Here is a 16,566-nt window from a genome sequence, read left to right as displayed (position 1 = left end):
GCCTGCCTGGATGAATCACTCATCACCTAGCCATTACCATTTGATCGATGTCATCTAGGTTATACATAGCAAGCCTGGCTTTGCAAGTAAGCCCTTGGAACGCTTCACTGACGGCAGGCAACTAACTCCCCTTTAGTTATACATTGAGAGTTATGGTCGAATCTGAATTGGGAAATTCCGACCGCACGGCTGCACGCCCCAAGCGGTGCGGGTTCAGCACTTTAACCTTCCAGATCTTGAGAGGCGCCACTGCTGCTTTAGATGGCTGGACTGGTGTTCACGAAAGACGTGACCTAGGAGGCCCCTTTTAAAAGATTCGAGCATTTTTAAAAGTATTTAGCCGAACCGCTCCGGAAATACAGACGCTCGGCGGTTCTTCGCCATATTTAGCGGACTTGATCATTTTTAAAAGTTTCGGTCATTTTTAAAAGTTAATGTTTTGAATATGCAAGGGCGCTTGAGGGCGACCAGTTATCAGCCCGCGAAAAAGACTATTGAAATCCTAAAGCATTAGTGACGTATAATGAAGCTTCTTCGAAGCTTCTGTAATTAAGCCACCTTTAGATAGTCTCCTTCCGCGTATATAGCGCTGTTCTAAACACCTGAATCTCTCCTAAGCTGACATATTGCTCACGCGCTCCAACATCTATCCACGCTACGCACGCCGACGGAGTTAGTCCGCAACTAGGCTGAGTCCTCACGCCGAGGGCGAGGTTCACATCACCTCGGCATGACTCCCGAGTTTTCTCCTTGATATTCGACCTTTGTAGATCATCGCGCACCGGCGGATGAGACTGAAACGATCTGAGGGCGAGCGATTGAGCCTATGCGGCATGTCACGTGTTTCGAGCGCGTCTCAGCTCTCAGCAAATCGCAAACCGTCGCATTCATTGGGCTACAGACGTGGTCACTTTTGAAGGGTTCAGCCATTTTTAAAAGAGGTCTCGCATCCTGGCTCTTTGTTGCACTGAACGAGCCATGTCGAAATGGGCGCTTACCAGGACGCATGGAAGCCTATTTGCTCGGCATGCGGCGTTTCTATCCCACAAAAAATGACCAAACTAAGCTTTATGGCCGATGTCGCCAAAATTAAAAACACTGAAATGGAGATCTCCGAGGGGGTTGATTGCTCGCGAAGGCGCGGATTGCGAGGCTTTCGTGGTGGAAACGCTAGGCGCCATCTTAGGCGCCATCTTTAAGGGAGGGCCACAGATCGAAAGGCTGACACGTGAAGATGCTTGAACAGGAAAGCTATGAGGCTGGGTTGAAGGTCGTTTCGCAGATTCAAATCTGCTGTGCAACCGGGCTGATCCCGCAATACGCTGTTACGTGTAATGTATATTATGTTAAATAATGTATCTGAAGGGAACTCCCTTCGCTGCGGTACGGCACACTTGTGACCGTTGACTAAAAATGATAATCCACTGCTTAAAAATGATGCCGACATTTCAGTGGTTTACATGTATCCGTATGATGATGGTTCTAGTTTGTCATTTAAATTGGATACTTTTTCTGGTGTTTAATTTGGATAATCATTCTTTAATGGTGCATACCACTAATCGGATATCGTTGGACCCGCCTAGCAACTTGCCTTTAGTTATCTATGATCTTGCATTGTAGTCTCCGCACAATCAGATACTAGTACCAGTGGATGATGTGCGACCAACGTAGGGAGGGAGCTACTTGATGAGCCTTCACATTCTACCCAGGCCTCTTTTCGGTGACGCAGCATCTATAGGTGGCCCTATTGAGTTTTACTACGAAAAACACCGCACCTTGGAGAAGTACCTGTCTCAGTTTTCCGCGACTTTTAATGTAGAATGCGACTTCGAGTGGGCTCGTTCATTTTTGACATTGCATAATATGGTTGCTGGGACTTATGGAAACTATAGGGCTTTCGTTGAGCGCTTACTTTTATGGAGCTGGATATATAAAGAGAAATCGATTAGCTTTGTAACTCGCAGGGACTTCGTGGAGTTTATTTCATTCAATAAAAATCCACCCGAGCATTGGGTGGGAGACGTTGCCCGTCCCCGATTCTTTGGGTCAATATTAGGGCTTGTCCACAACGACTCTTGGAGGCCAATAAATTTGACACGGTCCACTTCTGCTTGCAAAAACTTTCAGAGCGATACAGAGAGGTTTTCAAATGTTAACTTTCTTTCTGAGGCAAACATGGGGCAGTTAATCAGAGTTTGTAGCTCTTTCTATCGATACCTTATTGCTATTGATGTAACAAGGGAGAACCCGGCCGCGGCAGCCAGAGATAAAATATTGCCAGCTAGCACGCCGTCAAATCAAGCAGCTAGAGATTTGACTCGTGAACAGTGGGTCTGCGTTATTAATGTTGCGGAAAGCATGGCTAATACAGATTCAAAGTATGAGCGTGCACTATTTATAGTTGTTTCGATGTTTTCCTTTTATTTAAGGGGGGCGGAGCTCTCTGGAAATGTAAGCTGGACACCTACTATGGGTGCATTCGTAGAGTACAGCGGTGTTTGGTGGTTTGAAATTGTAGATCGCAATCATCAAATGGCAAAAATATCCGTGAGACCTGATTTTATTCCCTACTTAATACGTTATCGGAAAAGCCGTAATTTACCCCCCTTACCTACTCGCGGCGAGCAAACTCCCCTACTTACCAAGCTGGATGGACGCCCTGGCCTAACAGATCGACAAATAAGAACAGTTGTACAAGAGGTATTTGATAGGGCACGCGTCAAAATGATAGGCGATGGTTTTAGTGAAGAGGAGTGCTTGTCGTTGCACGCGTCAGTCGCATGGTTGCGAAATACTAGCGCTGTATTTGATGCGCCAATTAGGAATGCAATACATCTTAAACAAGACTTGCGATATGCGAGCATATTAGATGCTATAGATCGCTATTATCCTCAGAGTGAGGACTCCGTAAAAGAGCGAGATCATGGCGTGGAAATCAACGCAAAAAAAATTGGAAAGCGTTCTATTGGAAGTGAAAACAACGACTGAGGGATTTTCGCTCTCAAATTTTCGCAACTTAAAATTAATAGTCTCGCCCGATTGGTGTTGATCATTCGTGCTTTTGCACTGCCGCATGTTTTTATGGCATTCAAATGCCGCAGTAAATTTCTTGCCACTCGGAATGTTGACACAGCAAATTATGAGCAGTAAGGTCGGATCACTTGCTCTGGGACTCGCGGGCGTATAGCCTCCCCCCGGAGACACAAGGCAGGCTCCCTTTTTTAGTGGGCCTTTTTTACATCCGTATCCAGGAGGCTGGTCTGTCAACGTTCTATAACAGATGATGATTTTGTGGGCACGGTATGATTTAGGTTGTAGGGTGACTCGATCTTAAAGACAGTCTGGATCAACTCCATGCAATATCCGATAACTGTCAGACCCGGATGTTGCATAACGGTAACGATACACGCAAGCTAGAGCCACTCCAGTAACGTATTGGCCATTGCATGTCACGTCTCCCGCAGCCGCTGTTCGACACCTTCGAGTGCTTCCACGAGCTCAATTTTCTCCAGCTCAGCAACGAACGTTCTACTGTCCAGGAATATCTCAAAAGTTTCGATGACAGCTGCCGGGCCATTGAGAGCTATCTGATTGTGCGGAGTTTTTTGAAGTCCTACGCCGGCAACCAGTCAACCTTCAACTCCTTCAGAACGCATGTCGAACGTTTACTGCTTTGGACGTTGATTGTGGCTCGTAAACCACCTCGTGAGGTATCGCCAGTTCCTGAGGCTCTCTCCCCTGCCCTCACCACAGGAACAAACTCCACTGATAAGCACGCTTAAGGGTCGTGGTGGATTATCAGATCGGCATGTAAGGACACTGCTTCAAGCAGTGTTTGATAGGGCCTTGCAACGCATGCAGAGCGAAAATTGGACTGAGGATGAAATTGACCATCTGCGTTCTGCGTCGCTCCATTGGCTACGACATACGGCCGCGACGTTCGATGCACCGCTTCGCGATATGAAAGACCTCCAAGCGGACTTACGTCATAACAGCCTCAGCACAACGCAAAACACCTATTACAACAGTTTGGATGAACACCGGGCCAGATCAGTAAAAGAGTTGAAAATGCGGAAATAATTCGCTGAAAATGGGACCTCGGCAGAGCTGTGGTCAGTTATGCTTTTGGCGAACAAGTCATTAAGGGCAGAGAATATTAGCGACAGACTGTGAATTTTCCGCATGGGCCGTGCTGAGCTGGGCGCATCTTTAAATCGGACTATTTTCTCACTTGGGCTCCTAAAACCGCAAAACGGTTTCGCGCGGTTGGTTAAGCCAGAAAACAGTATTGATCTTAGCGATACAATCTCTCCACTAGCTTGGTGGCAACGCATTGCCGAATGCCTTAATTGAGCGACGCCCATTGCACCACAGCAATCAGTAAATCCTCGCCCTGTGGAACAAACTCCAGGACGATGGCAGGCGCTTCATCAGTTATCAGATTGATCCATAGAATCTGCGTGGCCAGCAGTTGCAGCAGGAGTATTGCACTTTGGCTTCAAGACTAACGCGCCATTTAGCACCTCGATGGTCAACTCGTCTCCAATGCTTAAGCCTAGTGTTGCAAGCAGTTTTGGGGGCAAGTCGACCATGACGTCGCCACTTCCATCTGCAGTGTCCTGGCACTTGACCGTCCAGCGTTCGCGCTCGCTCATAGTCGTTTACTCTTATTCTATCGATGGAGATAGCCTTATTATGCCTGTACCGTGTGCTGCGCGGATGGATATTTCGAGGGGGGTTACGGGAGCTAGGCCTACCAGCAAATTTGAGCTTGAGTGACGTGGGTGGCCGAAAAACGAGCTCCTCGCGTAGTGCATCGAACATTCTAGGAATGTTTTTTCGTTACGGCAATGTGTTTGTATTCATATGTAGTGCCCATGCATTCGGCAAACAGTTATTGTAACTCAATTACACCAAGCATCTATTTGATCGAGTTAACATTTAGCAGTCATATGGCCCGTTTTCGGCAATCTCTCATATAATATTCAAAAGGAACCTTTGCGCTTGTCGGAGATGAGGACGAAAAACACCTGAGCCACGTGTATCAATGTATGGCTATCTGTAGATATTCCGAATTTTCCACCGTCGTTCAATCTATGCGCGCAATCGTTCACAAACCAATTCTTCAATCTCAATCAGCAATTACGGACTTGTTCCGTCCGCTGTTCTTGGCGACGTATAGCGCCTTGTCAGCGGCACCAGTTAGCTCGTCCGGTGTGTCCTCGATTTTTGGGCAACAGGCGCTTACGCCAATACTCACCGTCACCAACCCCTCCCCGCTGTCCAGGTGTTCAATCTGAGCTTGTTGGACGGCTTTACGGATCTTCTCGGCGACGATAAATGCCCCAACGTAGTCGGTGCCTGGAAGTACGACCGCGAACTCCTCACCACCAAATCTTGCAGCCAAATCACCTGGTCGTCTGATGTTTTCTTTGATGATCGCGCTGAGCCTGCGTAAGCATTCGTCACCTACAAGGTGTCCGTACCGATCATTAAAGCGTTTGAAGTGATCAACATCGATCATCAGCAGGGCAATTGTGGTGCGGCCGCGTTTTGCCCGCCCCATCTCAGCCTGTGTGAATAAATCGAATTGGCGACGATTTGCCAGTCCTGTCAAAGCGTCCTCCAGAGCGAGCAACTCCAGCGTCCGATTGACCTCAAGCAGTTTGTCTTGAGCACCTAGCAATTCGTTTTGAATGTGGTTCTGTTGCTGCATCAGTCGAATAAAGCGATAGCCAATCCCCCCCAAAATGCTCATGAGCAAAAAGACTATTGCCGTGCTCATCAATGTTTCTTCGCGCCAGCTTGCCAGAACCTCTTCCTTATTCATGGCTGAAAAAATCACAAGGGGGTAGTCATCGAGTCGACGAAATCCGACGACACGCTCCACACCATCCACATAGGATCTTACGGTGGCAGTTCCAGATGCTCCCTTCGGTAATAATTCGGTGAAGAGCGGACCTTTGGCAACACTAGTGCCAATGACTGCATCATTGAAAGGACGCCGCAGGATGATCTTGGCGTCGGCGGAGATAAGGTTGATTACCCCATTGCTGCCGATATCGATGCTGTTGTAGAGCTTGAGAAAATGATCGAGGTAGATCGTAGCCAGTGCGACGCCGCCAAAGCTGCCATCAGGGTTATTGATCCTGCGCGAGACGGGCAGCACCCATTCATCCGTTGAACGACTTTTGATGGACAGCCCTACGTGGGGGCCGCGTTCAGGATGATCACGATGGTAAATAAAATATTCGCGGTCGGAGTTGTTTGCATTCGGCGGTAGGATCCCGCTCGAATTCGCTATCCAAGCGCCGTTTTGATCATAAATGAACAACCCGTGTAACTGGAACAATTCATTACGCTGAGCATTGAGCAGACGCTTCAGAAGAGGCAAATCAGACCTCATTCCTTCCGTCTCTATTCGATCAACCAAGCTGAATAGTACGGTATCCGCCTGCTTGATTGACGCTTGAGCCTGTGACGACAAAGTTTGCGCGAGATTCGCCATCGCGATTTCTTTGTCATGCAGGCGGTACTGTCGAGAGCTCCAACCTTCCCAAGTAGCAACCACAATGAGAGAAAGGCAGACCGTTAACAGAAATCTAATTGCGGCTCGAGACTTGTCTTTAGTCACAACGTGCTCAAACGTTGCGAGTACCGGTTCCTGTACTTTGGCGAGACCAACTGCGAAAGACTTATTAGGCATAATGCGCCCTTAATGGTTTCGATCCACGACACATTCTAGGTGGAGGCGCACCCAGTCAAGGACGATGCCTTTCTCTCTTTGGAAGGCAGCCGAGATCACTGCCTTCTAGGGTCTTTTCGGTACTTCAATGTCTTTTCTTTCCGCAGAGTCCTTCAACCGCAAGATGAATTTACGCACTTCGCTAAACCAGAACACGCTACTCGCCATTGCAAGACACAGACCCCACTGACTAGGAGTCAATGGACTCGTGCCAAATGCCTGGTTTAGCGGGGACCAATGGACCACGGCGATCTGCAACACCATCGCGAGAGCAATTGCTCCCCAAAGCCATCGATTTGAGAATAGCCCGATAAATCCGCTGGCTGATTCTGATCGCGAACTCAACGCATTAAACAGCTGTGCCAATACCAGTACTGTAAAACAGGCAGTGCGTGCCTTGTCCAGCGACTGACTACCTGGAATCAGGCCGCCTGGCAGCATCCAGTCGACGGTAAACAAACTTGCCAGCGCCATCACCAGTCCCACTTGAAGCACGCCCGTCCACATGCGGGTATCAATGATTCGATCCGTTGGCTTGCGTGGGCTGCGCCGCATGACATCCTCGTTGTGCGGATCAAGGCCCATGGCGATGGCTGGCGCTGCATCCGTGATGAGGTTTATCCATAGAATCTGCGTTGCCAGCAGCGGCAGAATTATCCCGCCCTCCCCATCCACCAATCCGATGAGGCCGGCTCCCAAGACCGCAAGGAAGATTGTCAGAACCTCTCCCATATTCGATGACAGGAGGTAACGAAGGAACTTGCGGATGTTGTCCAGAATCCCGCGTCCTTCCCTGACAGCCAATATAATGGTCGCGAAATTATCGTCGACCAGTATCATTTTCCCTGCCTGCTTGGTCACCTCGGTTCCGGTTATGCCCATGGCAATGCCGATGTCGGCAGACTTCAGGGCTGGCGCATCATTCACGCCATCTCCGGTCATCGCCACCACATGCCCTTGCGCTTGAAGCGCATCGACAATCCGCAGTTTGTGCGAAGGCGCCACTCGTGCGTAAACCGATGTTGATTTGAGCGCCTCGGCCAACGCCGTGTCGTCCAGTTTATCGAGCTCGGCCCCGGTCAATGCCCCTGCACCGGCCTGAATGATGCCCAAATCTTCAGCGATTCGGGTCGCCGTACGTGGGTGATCTCCGGTGATCATGATGATGCGGATGCCCGCGCTGTGAGCTTCAGCGATGGCCGGTGCGACCTCTTCGCGCGCTGGGTCGATAATGCCGACCGTGCCGATGAAAACAAGCGCAGTCTCGAGCGATTCACCAGCGGTATGACTCTCGCTGCTCTCCAGGTGACGATAGGCAACCGAGAGTGTACGTAATGCGGCGTCGGAGAGTTCATTCACACCCGCCATGGCGTTCGCGCGCAGATCGTCGTCAAGTGGACTGACATCCACACCGACCTGAACGTGTGTGCAATGTTTAAGCAGTACGTCCGGAGCGCCTTTGCTGATCAGCAGTCGCGCGTCGTTGTGCTCGTGATCAATGACCACAACCGACATCATTTTTCGATCAGACGTAAATGGTATCTCCGCCACGCGCTCAAAGCGCTCAATGCTGTGGGCAGGAGCATCCAGCTTGCGCTGCGCCACGAGGAACGCTGCTTCGGTCGGGTCACCCTGAATCGACCATGTTCCATCCTCCTGCTGTGCGAGACCGGCATTGCTGGCCAGGCTCCCGCCATGCAGCAGCAGAATGTTTTCACTGTGCACCGACCCCTTGCTCAGGGGCAGGTCCTGGTGACTAATTTGCCCCTGTGGATCGTAACCGACACCGCTAACAGTCGTTTTGCCAGAGGCCGTTATGGTCTGCCGAATCGTCATTTGTGAGCGCGTCAGCGTACCGGTCTTATCGGTGCAAATGACCGAAGCAGACCCTAAGGTCTCCACGGAAGAAAGGCGTTTGATGATGGCGTTGTTGCGAGCCATCCGCTGAACACCGAACGCCAATACCAGAGACAGAACGGCAGGCAGGCCCTCCGGCACTGCAGCGACCGCCAGGGAAACACCCAGCAGCAAGACTTGCAATACATCGTCGACGCCGTGAGTGTCAGTGAGCATGAGCACCGTCGCGATGACCACCGCAGCGATGATCAGTACCGCAATACCGAGCATGCGCCCAATTTGACGCACTTCTTTTTGTAGGGGGGTCACTTCTTCAGGTGTTATATCCAGCAGGTGAGCAATCGTCCCGATCTCAGTCTTCATTCCCACAGCAGTGACAATTCCAAGCCCCGAACCTTGAGCGATGGCTGTGCCTTTGAAGACCATATTGGAGCGCTCTGCCAAAGGTACTTCCTGAGGCAAACGCGCTACGCTCTTCAAGACGGCTTCACTTTCGCCAGTCAGCGAGGCTTCCAGTACCCGCAGTGCGTTAGCTTGGATAAGTCGAGCATCGGCACCCACCGAATCGCCTTCGGACAAGATCAACAGGTCCCCCATCACCAATTGGTTACTGGGGATGCGCACCGATGTGCCGTTGCGTATTACGGAGGATGTGGTTTGGGTCATTTTGGCCAGTGCGGCAACTGCTCGCTGTGAGCGGGCTTCCTGGAAGAACCCAAGAAATGCGTTTGCCAGCACGATCAGGGTAATGACCACTGCATCAATGGGCCATTCACGGCCATCCCCAAGCAGCCATGTGCCCAACGTGATCGCCACTGCGATAAGCAGCAGATAAACCAGCGGGTCTTGAAATTGTGCCAACAGATAGTGCCAGGCGGGTTTGACCGGCGTGTTGTTCAGCTCATTTGCGCCGTTACGACTCAGACGAATCTTGGCTTGCGCATTAGACAGCCCGGCACGTATGTCAGAGTCAAGTCTGATTACAGTCGTGGTTACCTCTTCGAGGTACGGAGAAACTAGGAACTGTTCGACAGGCTGAACCGCGTTCATCATTCATCCCCTTCACAACGTTCGGACATTGCAGATTGAGGATTACGTCTACTTGCATCTTGAAGGGAGTGTGCCGCACTTTGCGCCGTCCTAATCTGAGCCAGATCAGGAAAGCCCGCGTCTCATATCACCTGAAAAGCACCGCACCGAACAGTTCCGGCAGAACCTGATCCACATCAGCTTCTACCGTCTCCAGCGGCGTAGAAAGGAATGAACGGTGCCTTAAGGCATCACGCATTTGCTCTCGAACCGTATGGAGGATCACCCTGTGCTTACTGTCAAAGACCACAATGATCGGGCCACCGCTGCTTACGCAGCGGTAGTTGGGAAATACTGGATTGAAGAACTCAAAGACGGCCGTCACGTATTGATTCGCCCTCTTGCCGAACAAGACCGTGAACGTGAAAACACGTTCATCAAACGTCTGTCGCCCGAATCGCGGCACATGCGGTTTCTGGCGCAGATCCGCGAACCCGGCACCGCCCTGCTCAACCAATTGATGGACACCGACAATGAGCGGCGGACCGCTTATATCGCGCTGGTCCATGAGGATGGCCAACTGATCGAGATTGGCGTCAGTCGTTATGCCGCCACCGGAGAGCGTGAATGCGAATGTGCGGTGACTGTTGCTGATGAATGGAAACACTTGGGTCTGGCTTCCGCGTTGATGGAGCACTTGATCAAATCCGCGCGCAAGAACGGATTTCAGCAAATGTACTCGGTTGATGCCTCAAGCAACGCACCGATGCGCGAACTGGCCAAAGCCTTGGGTTTCGTGACGGAAAATGATCCTGACGATGTTCGTCAGGTCATCCATCGCCTTGAGCTGTAAATCGATTCGGGGTGGCGGTGTTTCCAGGCTGCATTCCCGGTAACAGGCACAACTCAAGGGAAATTTTCGAATGAATGATCAATTACGCTTCATGCTGATCGTCACGCCCCTGATGGAGCATAGCCCTGCTTTCGACCGGGCCGCCGCGCTGGCCAAGGCGTCAGGCGCCGCGCTGCACATCGTAGCTTTTGATTATCTTGAAGGACTGGCGACTGCCGACATGGTCAACGAGCAGGCGCTTGAGCAGATGCGCATCGGATACGTAGAGCGCCACCGCCAATGGCTTGAAGACCAGGCCCGTCCTTTACGCAACATTGGTGTGCATGTCACCACCGAAGTGGTCTGGGTGGAAAATCCGTTGCAGGAAATCCTTATCCATCTCAAAGAGCAGCCGATGGCGCTCCTGATCAAGGCACTGGAACACCCGTCGATGCTTTCCAGATTGATGTTCACGCCTATCGATATCCATCTGCTACGTGAATGCCCGGTACCTCTGCATTTTGTCAGCCATATGCAGCATGCCTCACCGCGAAGAATTGTGGCGGCTGTCGATCCATTCCATCGCGACGGTCAGTATGCAGGCTTCAATGACCGGATTCTGCGTGAGGCCTCAATATTGGCCAGCACCTGCAACGCACAACTGGATGTGATCTATGCGTACGATCTTTCATCCATCAGCGCGCACGAGTTCGGTACCGATACTGCCTCGATGTTTTTCTCGTCAAACAAAGCCAAGTCATTGTTTGACGCACAGGGCGACGCCTTCCGCGAACTGGCCGAGCGCAATGGCGTTGCGCCGCAAAACCAGCACATGATCATGGGCAATCCGGCCAAAGTGCTCTGCAGCTATGCCGATGCTTACGACATCGACGTGATCGTCATGGGCCGCGTTGGGCATCATGGTCTGAGTCGACTGATTGGAAGCACCGTGGAGCACCTGCTGTACAAAATGCCTTGCAGTGTGTGGGTGATTTCGCCTGAAGCACTCGACGATTGAAACAAATGGAGCTTGGTTCAGCTTGTACCGCCATTCACCGGCTCGCAGAGGATTGTCATCTATTTTTCAGGCGCTCTGACAAACTCTTCGAGCAGCGGCAGATTCATGATTTCCACGCTCCGACCTTCGAATGTCATTAACCGTAAATCGCGCAGGCGCGCAATGGCACGGCAAATCGTCTCGGACCTGACGCCAATTGCCGATGCAATGTCTTCACGCGACATCCGCAGGTGGAAACAGTGAGCGGAATACCCCCTAAGTGCAAAACGCCGGGAGAGATCAAGCACGAAGATCGCCAACCGCTCTTCTGCATTGCAGTTTCCAAGAGTGATCAGCATGTGCTGCCCGCGAATAATCTCGCGGCTCAACAATCTGCCCACATTCAATTGCAATGCAGGCATTTGCCGCGCGAGATTTTCAAGGCGTGGATAAGAAATCAGATTCACTTCACTGTCTTCCAGCGCTGACACCGTGCATAGATGCGGCTCCCCGGTAACGGCTTCCAGCCCCATGATGTCACCGGACATGTTGAAGCCGGTGACAAGACTGTGTCCTTGTTCGCTCACGAGAATGGTTTTGAAACTGCCAAGCCGCACGAAATACAGGTACTGGGAATATCCTCCCGCGTGGTAAAGATCAGTGCCCTTGGCAACGCGAACCTTGCGCATGATCAATTCGTCAAATCGCTCCCGTTCTTCTTCTGAACAAGTCGACGACAAAAACAGGTCGTGAATCGAGGACTGATCAAGGGTTTGTATCAAGGGAAAAGTACGCGCGCAATGTGGCGCTACCAATCTCGTTTGTTCGGTGTTTGACAGCATTTCAATCTCCAGCATTTGTGGCGCGGCAGTCTGGTAAGCCCATCAGGAGCCGCGTCAGCCTGTTGTCGGCGCCAGATCAAGTTCATGGATGATTTCGCTATCGCCGGTGGCCGGATAGCGGCTGTGAAAGCCGAGGCTTCGCGCCATGCGATGCATGCCAAAATTGTCAGTCTGATGGATCGAAATCATCGTTTTGAAGCCATTGCGTTGCGCGGCAACGATAAGGTGTTGCATCAGTAGCATCCCCATGCCCTGACGCTGCCAACGATCCGCGACAACCACCGCGCACTCACATTGCCGACCGTCGGCACTGGCGACGTAACGACTGATTCCAACCTCGGTCAAATGACCACTTTCATGAACCATCGCGATATAGGCCATGCGTTTGTGATAGTCCAGATCCATCATCTGATCCAGCATCGGCACGCTTTCTGGTACCAGAGAACCAAATGAACGGGTGCGGAACGACTCCGCGGACAGCTGATTGATGAACTCAAATTCAAGTTGGCGATCCTGCCGATGCAACGGACGAATAAGCACATGGCTCCCGTTGTTCAACGCCTCGATCCAATGCTCATCGGGCGACGGGTGACCGAGGGTTGCGAGAATCTTTTCAACTGCATGGTCAGTAAACATATTGGGAGCCCTTTTTAAGCCGTGAGAAAACGCGTCAGTGAAGGAGTTGCCAGGTATGGCGAGCAATTTCTTCGTCTTCTTGAGAGGGGAAAACTTGCACCGTGCAGGTGGACTCACTGGTACTGATCAAAGGCTGGCTTGCTTGATTCAGCTCGTTATCCAAGACCAGACCGGTCCACTGCAAACCCTCGCAAATCTGCGCACGTGTCTGAGCATCGTTTTCACCGATTCCGCCGGTGAAGACGAGTGAGTCGATTCCACCAAGTACTGCCATCATCGCGGCGATCTGCTTGCAAGCGCAGTAGCAGAACATCTGTACCGCCAATCGAGCATCAGCCTGATACAGGGACGCATTTCTGAGTGCACGCATATCACCGCTGAGTCCAGAGATCCCCAGCAGACCGGATCTCCGGCTAACCACTGTCTCTAGTGCGGCGGCATCAAGTCCTTGCTCGCGCATCAGATAAATCAGCACGCCGGGATCCATGTCGCCCGTGCGAGTACTCATGATCATCCCGCCGCTGGGTGTCAGGCCCATGCTGGTGTCCACCGATTGGCCATCCAGCACGGCGGTGATACTTGCCCCGTTGCCCAGGTGAGCGATGATCAGACGCCGAGGCAAATCGGGCCCGAACCGCCGGACAATCGATTGGCAGGAAAGGCCATGGAAGCCGTAGCGCTGAACCCCCTGTACACGTAGCTCTTGGGGTAATGCCAGCACACTGGCAACCGCTGGCATCTGTGCGTGGAATCCGGTATCAAAACAAGCGGTCTGAGGGATGTCGGGAAAATGCATACGCGTCTCATCGATCACCGATAGCGCCAGTGGCATGTGCAAGGGCGCAAAGGTTCTCGCGTGTTGCAGTTGTTCAATTATCTGCTTATCGATAATGCAGGGGGCGCGTAACGCTGGACCGCCATGAACCACTCGATGCCCGATACCTTCCAGAGCACCGGCTCGCGACTCTTCGAGCAGGCGCTCGATTTCGTGCAGCGCTTGTTGGGTCGTGAGCATCGGTAAAGGCCGTTCGACTACTGATTGCTGCTGGGCATCGAACGCCTCAAAGCGCCCGGCCGGAGTGCCGACTGCCTGTGCCTCACCTGACATGAGCGTCTGGAGCTGAGTGGACGAGATCCGATACACACCGAACTTGAGCGATGACGAACCGCTGTTCAACGCCAGGATCAGTTTCGCTCGTGCAGGGTCCCCTGCTCTTTCGCGAGCAAGATTCATGGCGCTCAAACTGTCCATTGCCAATCCCGCACATCTGGCAGGTCTTCGCCATGTTCGCTGATGTAACGCTTGTGTCGCTCGATCATCGTCCAATAGCGCTCACGCGCGTGGTCGACCTCATTGCGCAGCCGAGGGATGCGCTCAATGGCGTCCAGAGCCAACTGATAGCGGTCAAGATTGTTAAGCACCACCATGTCGAAAGGCGTAGTGGTGGTGCCTTCATCCCTGAAACCGCGCACGTGGAAATTGTCATGATTGGAGCGGTTGTACGTCAATTTATGGATCAGTGAAGGGTATCCATGGAAAGCGAATATCACTGGCCTGTCGTTGGTGAAGAGTTCATCGAAATCAGTCTCCTGGAGACCGTGTGGATGTTCGCAGTTGCGTTGCAAAACCATCAGATCAACCACGTTGACCACGCGGATTTGAATATCCGGTATGTATTCGCGCAGTAGCGTCACACTCGCCAGCGTCTCGAGGGTGGGAACATCGCCGGCACACGCCATGACGACATCCGGGCCGTCTGGCCCCTCGTTACTCGCCCAGCGCCAAATCCCTACCCCTGCGGTGCAATGGCGAACAGCGGATGGCATATCCAGCCACTGCCACTCGGGTTGTTTGCCGGCGATGATCAGGTTGATGTAGTCCTGACTGCGCAGGCAGTGATCGGTGACGGACAGCAGACAATTGGCATCTGGCGGCAGATAAATGCGTACGATATCTGCCTTTTTGTTGGCCACATGATCGATAAAGCCGGGGTCCTGGTGCGAGGCTCCGTTGTGATCCTGGCGCCAGGTGTGCGACGTCAGCAGATAGTTGAGCGAGGCGATTGGCTTGCGCCACGCGATAGCCTTGGATTCCTTGAGCCATTTCGCGTGTTGATTGAACATCGAATCAATGATGTGGATGAACGCCTCATAGCAGGAAAACAAGCCGTGGCGTCCCGTCAACAAATAGCCCTCCAGCCATCCCTGGCACAGATGTTCGCTCAAAACCTCCATCACTCGGCCTTCACTGCTGAGATTGCAGTCCACCTCCTCGATTGCAGACATCCACGCTTTTCCGGTCACCTGATAAACCGCATCCAAACGGTTCGACGCGGTTTCGTCAGGCCCGAACAGACGAAAATTGGCGGATTCGAGATTACGTTGCATGACAGTGCGCAGATAACTGCCCAACACTCGAGTCGCTTCGGCCTTGACTGAGCCTGGCTTGATAACGTCGACGGCATAATCGTGAAAGTCCGGCAGCGACAAGGTGCGCCGCAACTCTCCTCCATTGGCGTGTGGGTTTGAGCCCATTCGCTGGTGACCGGTTGGCGCCAGCTCAGCCAGTTCGGGACACAGCTGGCCATTGCTGTCGAATAATTCGTACGGCCTGTAACTGCGCAGCCACGCTTCCAGCAGTTCGAGATGTCCGAGTTGAGTGAAGTCCGAAATCGGAACCTGATGCGCCCGCCAGGTGCCCTCGACCGGCAATCCGTCGACACTCTTGGGCCCGGTCCAGCCTTTGGGAGTGCGCAGAATAATCATCGGCCAAACAGGACGCTGTGGACTTTCACTGTCCAGTGACCCGCGGGTACTCGTCTGAATGTCGTAGATGCGCTCCATAACCGTATCCAGCGTCGCAGCCAGGGCTTCGTGCACGCGCATAGGGTCATCGCCTTCGACCAGAAAAGGTTCGTAGCCATAGCCGCGCATGAGTGCAATCAACTCTTCATGAGGAATGCGGGCCAACACGGTGGGGTTGGCAATCTTGAAGCCGTTGAGATGAAGAATCGGCAATACCACGCCGTCCCTGATCGGATTGAGGAATTTGTTCGAATGCCAACTCGCGGCCAGAGCGCCAGTCTCGGCTTCTCCATCACCAATCACGCACGCCACGATCAATTGCGGATTGTCGAAGGCTGCCCCGAAGGCATGCACAAGCGAATAACCCAATTCACCGCCCTCATGAATCGAGCCAGGTACTTGCGCGGAGACATGACTCGAAATTCCGTTCGGCCACGAGAATTGCCTGAACAGCCGTGAAAGGCCGTTACGATTACGTTCGATCGCGGGATAGCGCTCGGTATAAGAACCTTCGAGGTAAGTTTGTGCCACGACTCCGGGACCGCCATGACCTGGGCCGGCGATAAAAATCATGTCGAGGTCATACGCTTTGATCACGCGATTGAGATGCACGTAAAGCAGGTTTAAACCTGGCGTGGTCCCCCAGTGTCCAAGCAGCCGTGGCTTCAGGTGCTCCAGCAGTAAAGGCACTTCAAGCAAGGGATTGGCTTGCAGGTAAATCTGTCCTACAGACAGGTAATTGGCTGCACGCCAGTAGGCATCCATGTTCTGCAATTGCTGCGTGGTGAGTTCCTGGCGCATTGTTCTCTCCTTCTCGGATGGT

Annotated in this window: 12 protein-coding genes and 1 pseudogene; 5 read left to right on the top strand and 8 right to left on the bottom strand. The window is 52.3% G+C overall.

Going from position 1 to position 16,566, the window contains the following annotated elements; all coding sequences use genetic code 11:
• Positions 1-1,686: 1,686 nt before the first annotated feature.
• From ACOI8A_RS00230 to ACOI8A_RS00220, 3 genes and pseudogenes are all read left to right on the top strand, one after another.
• The gene (locus ACOI8A_RS00230; protein WP_420650992.1) at positions 1,687-2,988 is read left to right on the top strand and encodes a site-specific integrase; all 1,302 of its coding nucleotides are present in this window, start codon (positions 1,687-1,689) and stop codon (positions 2,986-2,988) included.
• A 458-nt stretch (positions 2,989-3,446) separates the two neighbouring features.
• Complete coding sequence (locus tag ACOI8A_RS00225) at positions 3,447-3,782, top strand: hypothetical protein (RefSeq protein ID WP_420651266.1); 336 nt, start codon at positions 3,447-3,449, stop codon at positions 3,780-3,782.
• Positions 3,703-4,080, top strand: a pseudogene (locus tag ACOI8A_RS00220) (site-specific integrase); the annotation flags it as partial. The gene ACOI8A_RS00225 and the pseudogene ACOI8A_RS00220, both read left to right, overlap by 80 nt.
• Before the next feature lie 265 nt (positions 4,081-4,345).
• Here the strand turns inward: ACOI8A_RS00220 and ACOI8A_RS00215 are convergent.
• The 4 genes from ACOI8A_RS00215 to ACOI8A_RS00200 form a co-directional block, all read right to left on the bottom strand.
• Positions 4,346-4,438 carry a hypothetical protein gene (locus ACOI8A_RS00215; RefSeq protein ID WP_420650994.1) on the bottom strand — a complete coding sequence of 31 codons (93 nt, stop codon included), beginning with the start codon at positions 4,436-4,438 and terminating at the stop codon, positions 4,346-4,348.
• The gene (locus ACOI8A_RS00210; protein WP_420650991.1) at positions 4,431-4,655 is read right to left on the bottom strand and encodes an AbrB/MazE/SpoVT family DNA-binding domain-containing protein; all 225 of its coding nucleotides are present in this window, start codon (positions 4,653-4,655) and stop codon (positions 4,431-4,433) included. Before ACOI8A_RS00210 ends, ACOI8A_RS00215 begins: the two co-directional genes overlap by 8 nt.
• A gap of 476 nt (positions 4,656-5,131) precedes the next feature.
• A complete protein-coding gene (locus tag ACOI8A_RS00205) occupies positions 5,132-6,634 on the bottom strand; it encodes a sensor domain-containing diguanylate cyclase (RefSeq protein WP_420650990.1) in 1,503 nt (500 codons plus the stop codon).
• A 177-nt stretch (positions 6,635-6,811) separates the two neighbouring features.
• The gene (locus tag ACOI8A_RS00200) at positions 6,812-9,652 is read right to left on the bottom strand and encodes a cation-translocating P-type ATPase (RefSeq protein WP_420650989.1); all 2,841 of its coding nucleotides are present in this window, start codon (positions 9,650-9,652) and stop codon (positions 6,812-6,814) included.
• A 268-nt stretch (positions 9,653-9,920) separates the two neighbouring features.
• On the opposite strand from ACOI8A_RS00200, the gene ACOI8A_RS00195 reads away from it, so the two are divergent.
• A complete protein-coding gene (locus ACOI8A_RS00195) occupies positions 9,921-10,484 on the top strand; it encodes a GNAT family N-acetyltransferase (RefSeq protein ID WP_420650988.1) in 564 nt (187 codons plus the stop codon).
• Positions 10,485-10,554: 70 nt separating this feature from the next.
• A complete protein-coding gene (locus ACOI8A_RS00190; protein ID WP_420650987.1) occupies positions 10,555-11,481 on the top strand; it encodes a universal stress protein in 927 nt (308 codons plus the stop codon).
• Positions 11,482-11,540: 59 nt separating this feature from the next.
• Here the strand turns inward: ACOI8A_RS00190 and ACOI8A_RS00185 are convergent, their stop codons facing one another.
• From ACOI8A_RS00185 to ACOI8A_RS00170, 4 genes are read right to left on the bottom strand one after another with little or no spacing between them, the layout of a single operon-like run.
• Positions 11,541-12,317, bottom strand: coding sequence for a helix-turn-helix domain-containing protein (locus ACOI8A_RS00185; RefSeq protein WP_420650986.1), 777 nt, complete (start codon positions 12,315-12,317; stop codon positions 11,541-11,543).
• 39 nt (positions 12,318-12,356) lie between these two features.
• A complete protein-coding gene (locus tag ACOI8A_RS00180; protein ID WP_420650985.1) occupies positions 12,357-12,938 on the bottom strand; it encodes a GNAT family N-acetyltransferase in 582 nt (193 codons plus the stop codon).
• Between the two features lie 34 nt (positions 12,939-12,972).
• Entirely contained in the window at positions 12,973-14,190 is a 1,218-nt protein-coding gene (locus ACOI8A_RS00175; RefSeq protein ID WP_420650984.1) for an acetate/propionate family kinase, read from the bottom strand.
• Positions 14,178-16,544, bottom strand: a complete 2,367-nt coding sequence (locus ACOI8A_RS00170) for a phosphoketolase (protein ID WP_420650983.1) — start codon at positions 16,542-16,544, stop codon at positions 14,178-14,180. The genes ACOI8A_RS00175 and ACOI8A_RS00170 overlap by 13 nt, the downstream gene beginning before the upstream one ends.
• Positions 16,545-16,566 lie beyond the last annotated feature (22 nt).

It is taken from the genome of Pseudomonas sp. P4795, from assembly GCF_048822895.1.
GTDB lineage: Bacteria > Pseudomonadota > Gammaproteobacteria > Pseudomonadales > Pseudomonadaceae > Aquipseudomonas.
The sequence above is the reverse complement of the archived record's forward strand: the minus strand, read 5'-3'. Positions and strand labels throughout refer to the sequence as shown.

Excerpts from the sequence above, each read along its gene's own strand:
- ACOI8A_RS00225 (WP_420651266.1), top strand. The coding sequence starts at position 3,447 with ATGTCACGTCTCCCGCAGCCGCTGTTCGACACCTTCGAGTGCTTCCAC.
- ACOI8A_RS00190 (WP_420650987.1), top strand. The coding sequence starts at position 10,555 with ATGAATGATCAATTACGCTTCATGCTGATCGTCACGCCCCTGATGGAG.
- ACOI8A_RS00200 (WP_420650989.1), bottom strand. The coding sequence starts at position 9,652 with ATGAACGCGGTTCAGCCTGTCGAACAGTTCCTAGTTTCTCCGTACCTC.
- ACOI8A_RS00230 (WP_420650992.1), top strand. The coding sequence starts at position 1,687 with ATGAGCCTTCACATTCTACCCAGGCCTCTTTTCGGTGACGCAGCATCT.
- ACOI8A_RS00170 (WP_420650983.1), bottom strand. The coding sequence starts at position 16,544 with ATGCGCCAGGAACTCACCACGCAGCAATTGCAGAACATGGATGCCTAC.
- ACOI8A_RS00210 (WP_420650991.1), bottom strand. The coding sequence starts at position 4,655 with ATGAGCGAGCGCGAACGCTGGACGGTCAAGTGCCAGGACACTGCAGAT.
- ACOI8A_RS00180 (WP_420650985.1), bottom strand. The coding sequence starts at position 12,938 with ATGTTTACTGACCATGCAGTTGAAAAGATTCTCGCAACCCTCGGTCAC.
- ACOI8A_RS00185 (WP_420650986.1), bottom strand. The coding sequence starts at position 12,317 with ATGCTGGAGATTGAAATGCTGTCAAACACCGAACAAACGAGATTGGTA.
- ACOI8A_RS00175 (WP_420650984.1), bottom strand. The coding sequence starts at position 14,190 with ATGGACAGTTTGAGCGCCATGAATCTTGCTCGCGAAAGAGCAGGGGAC.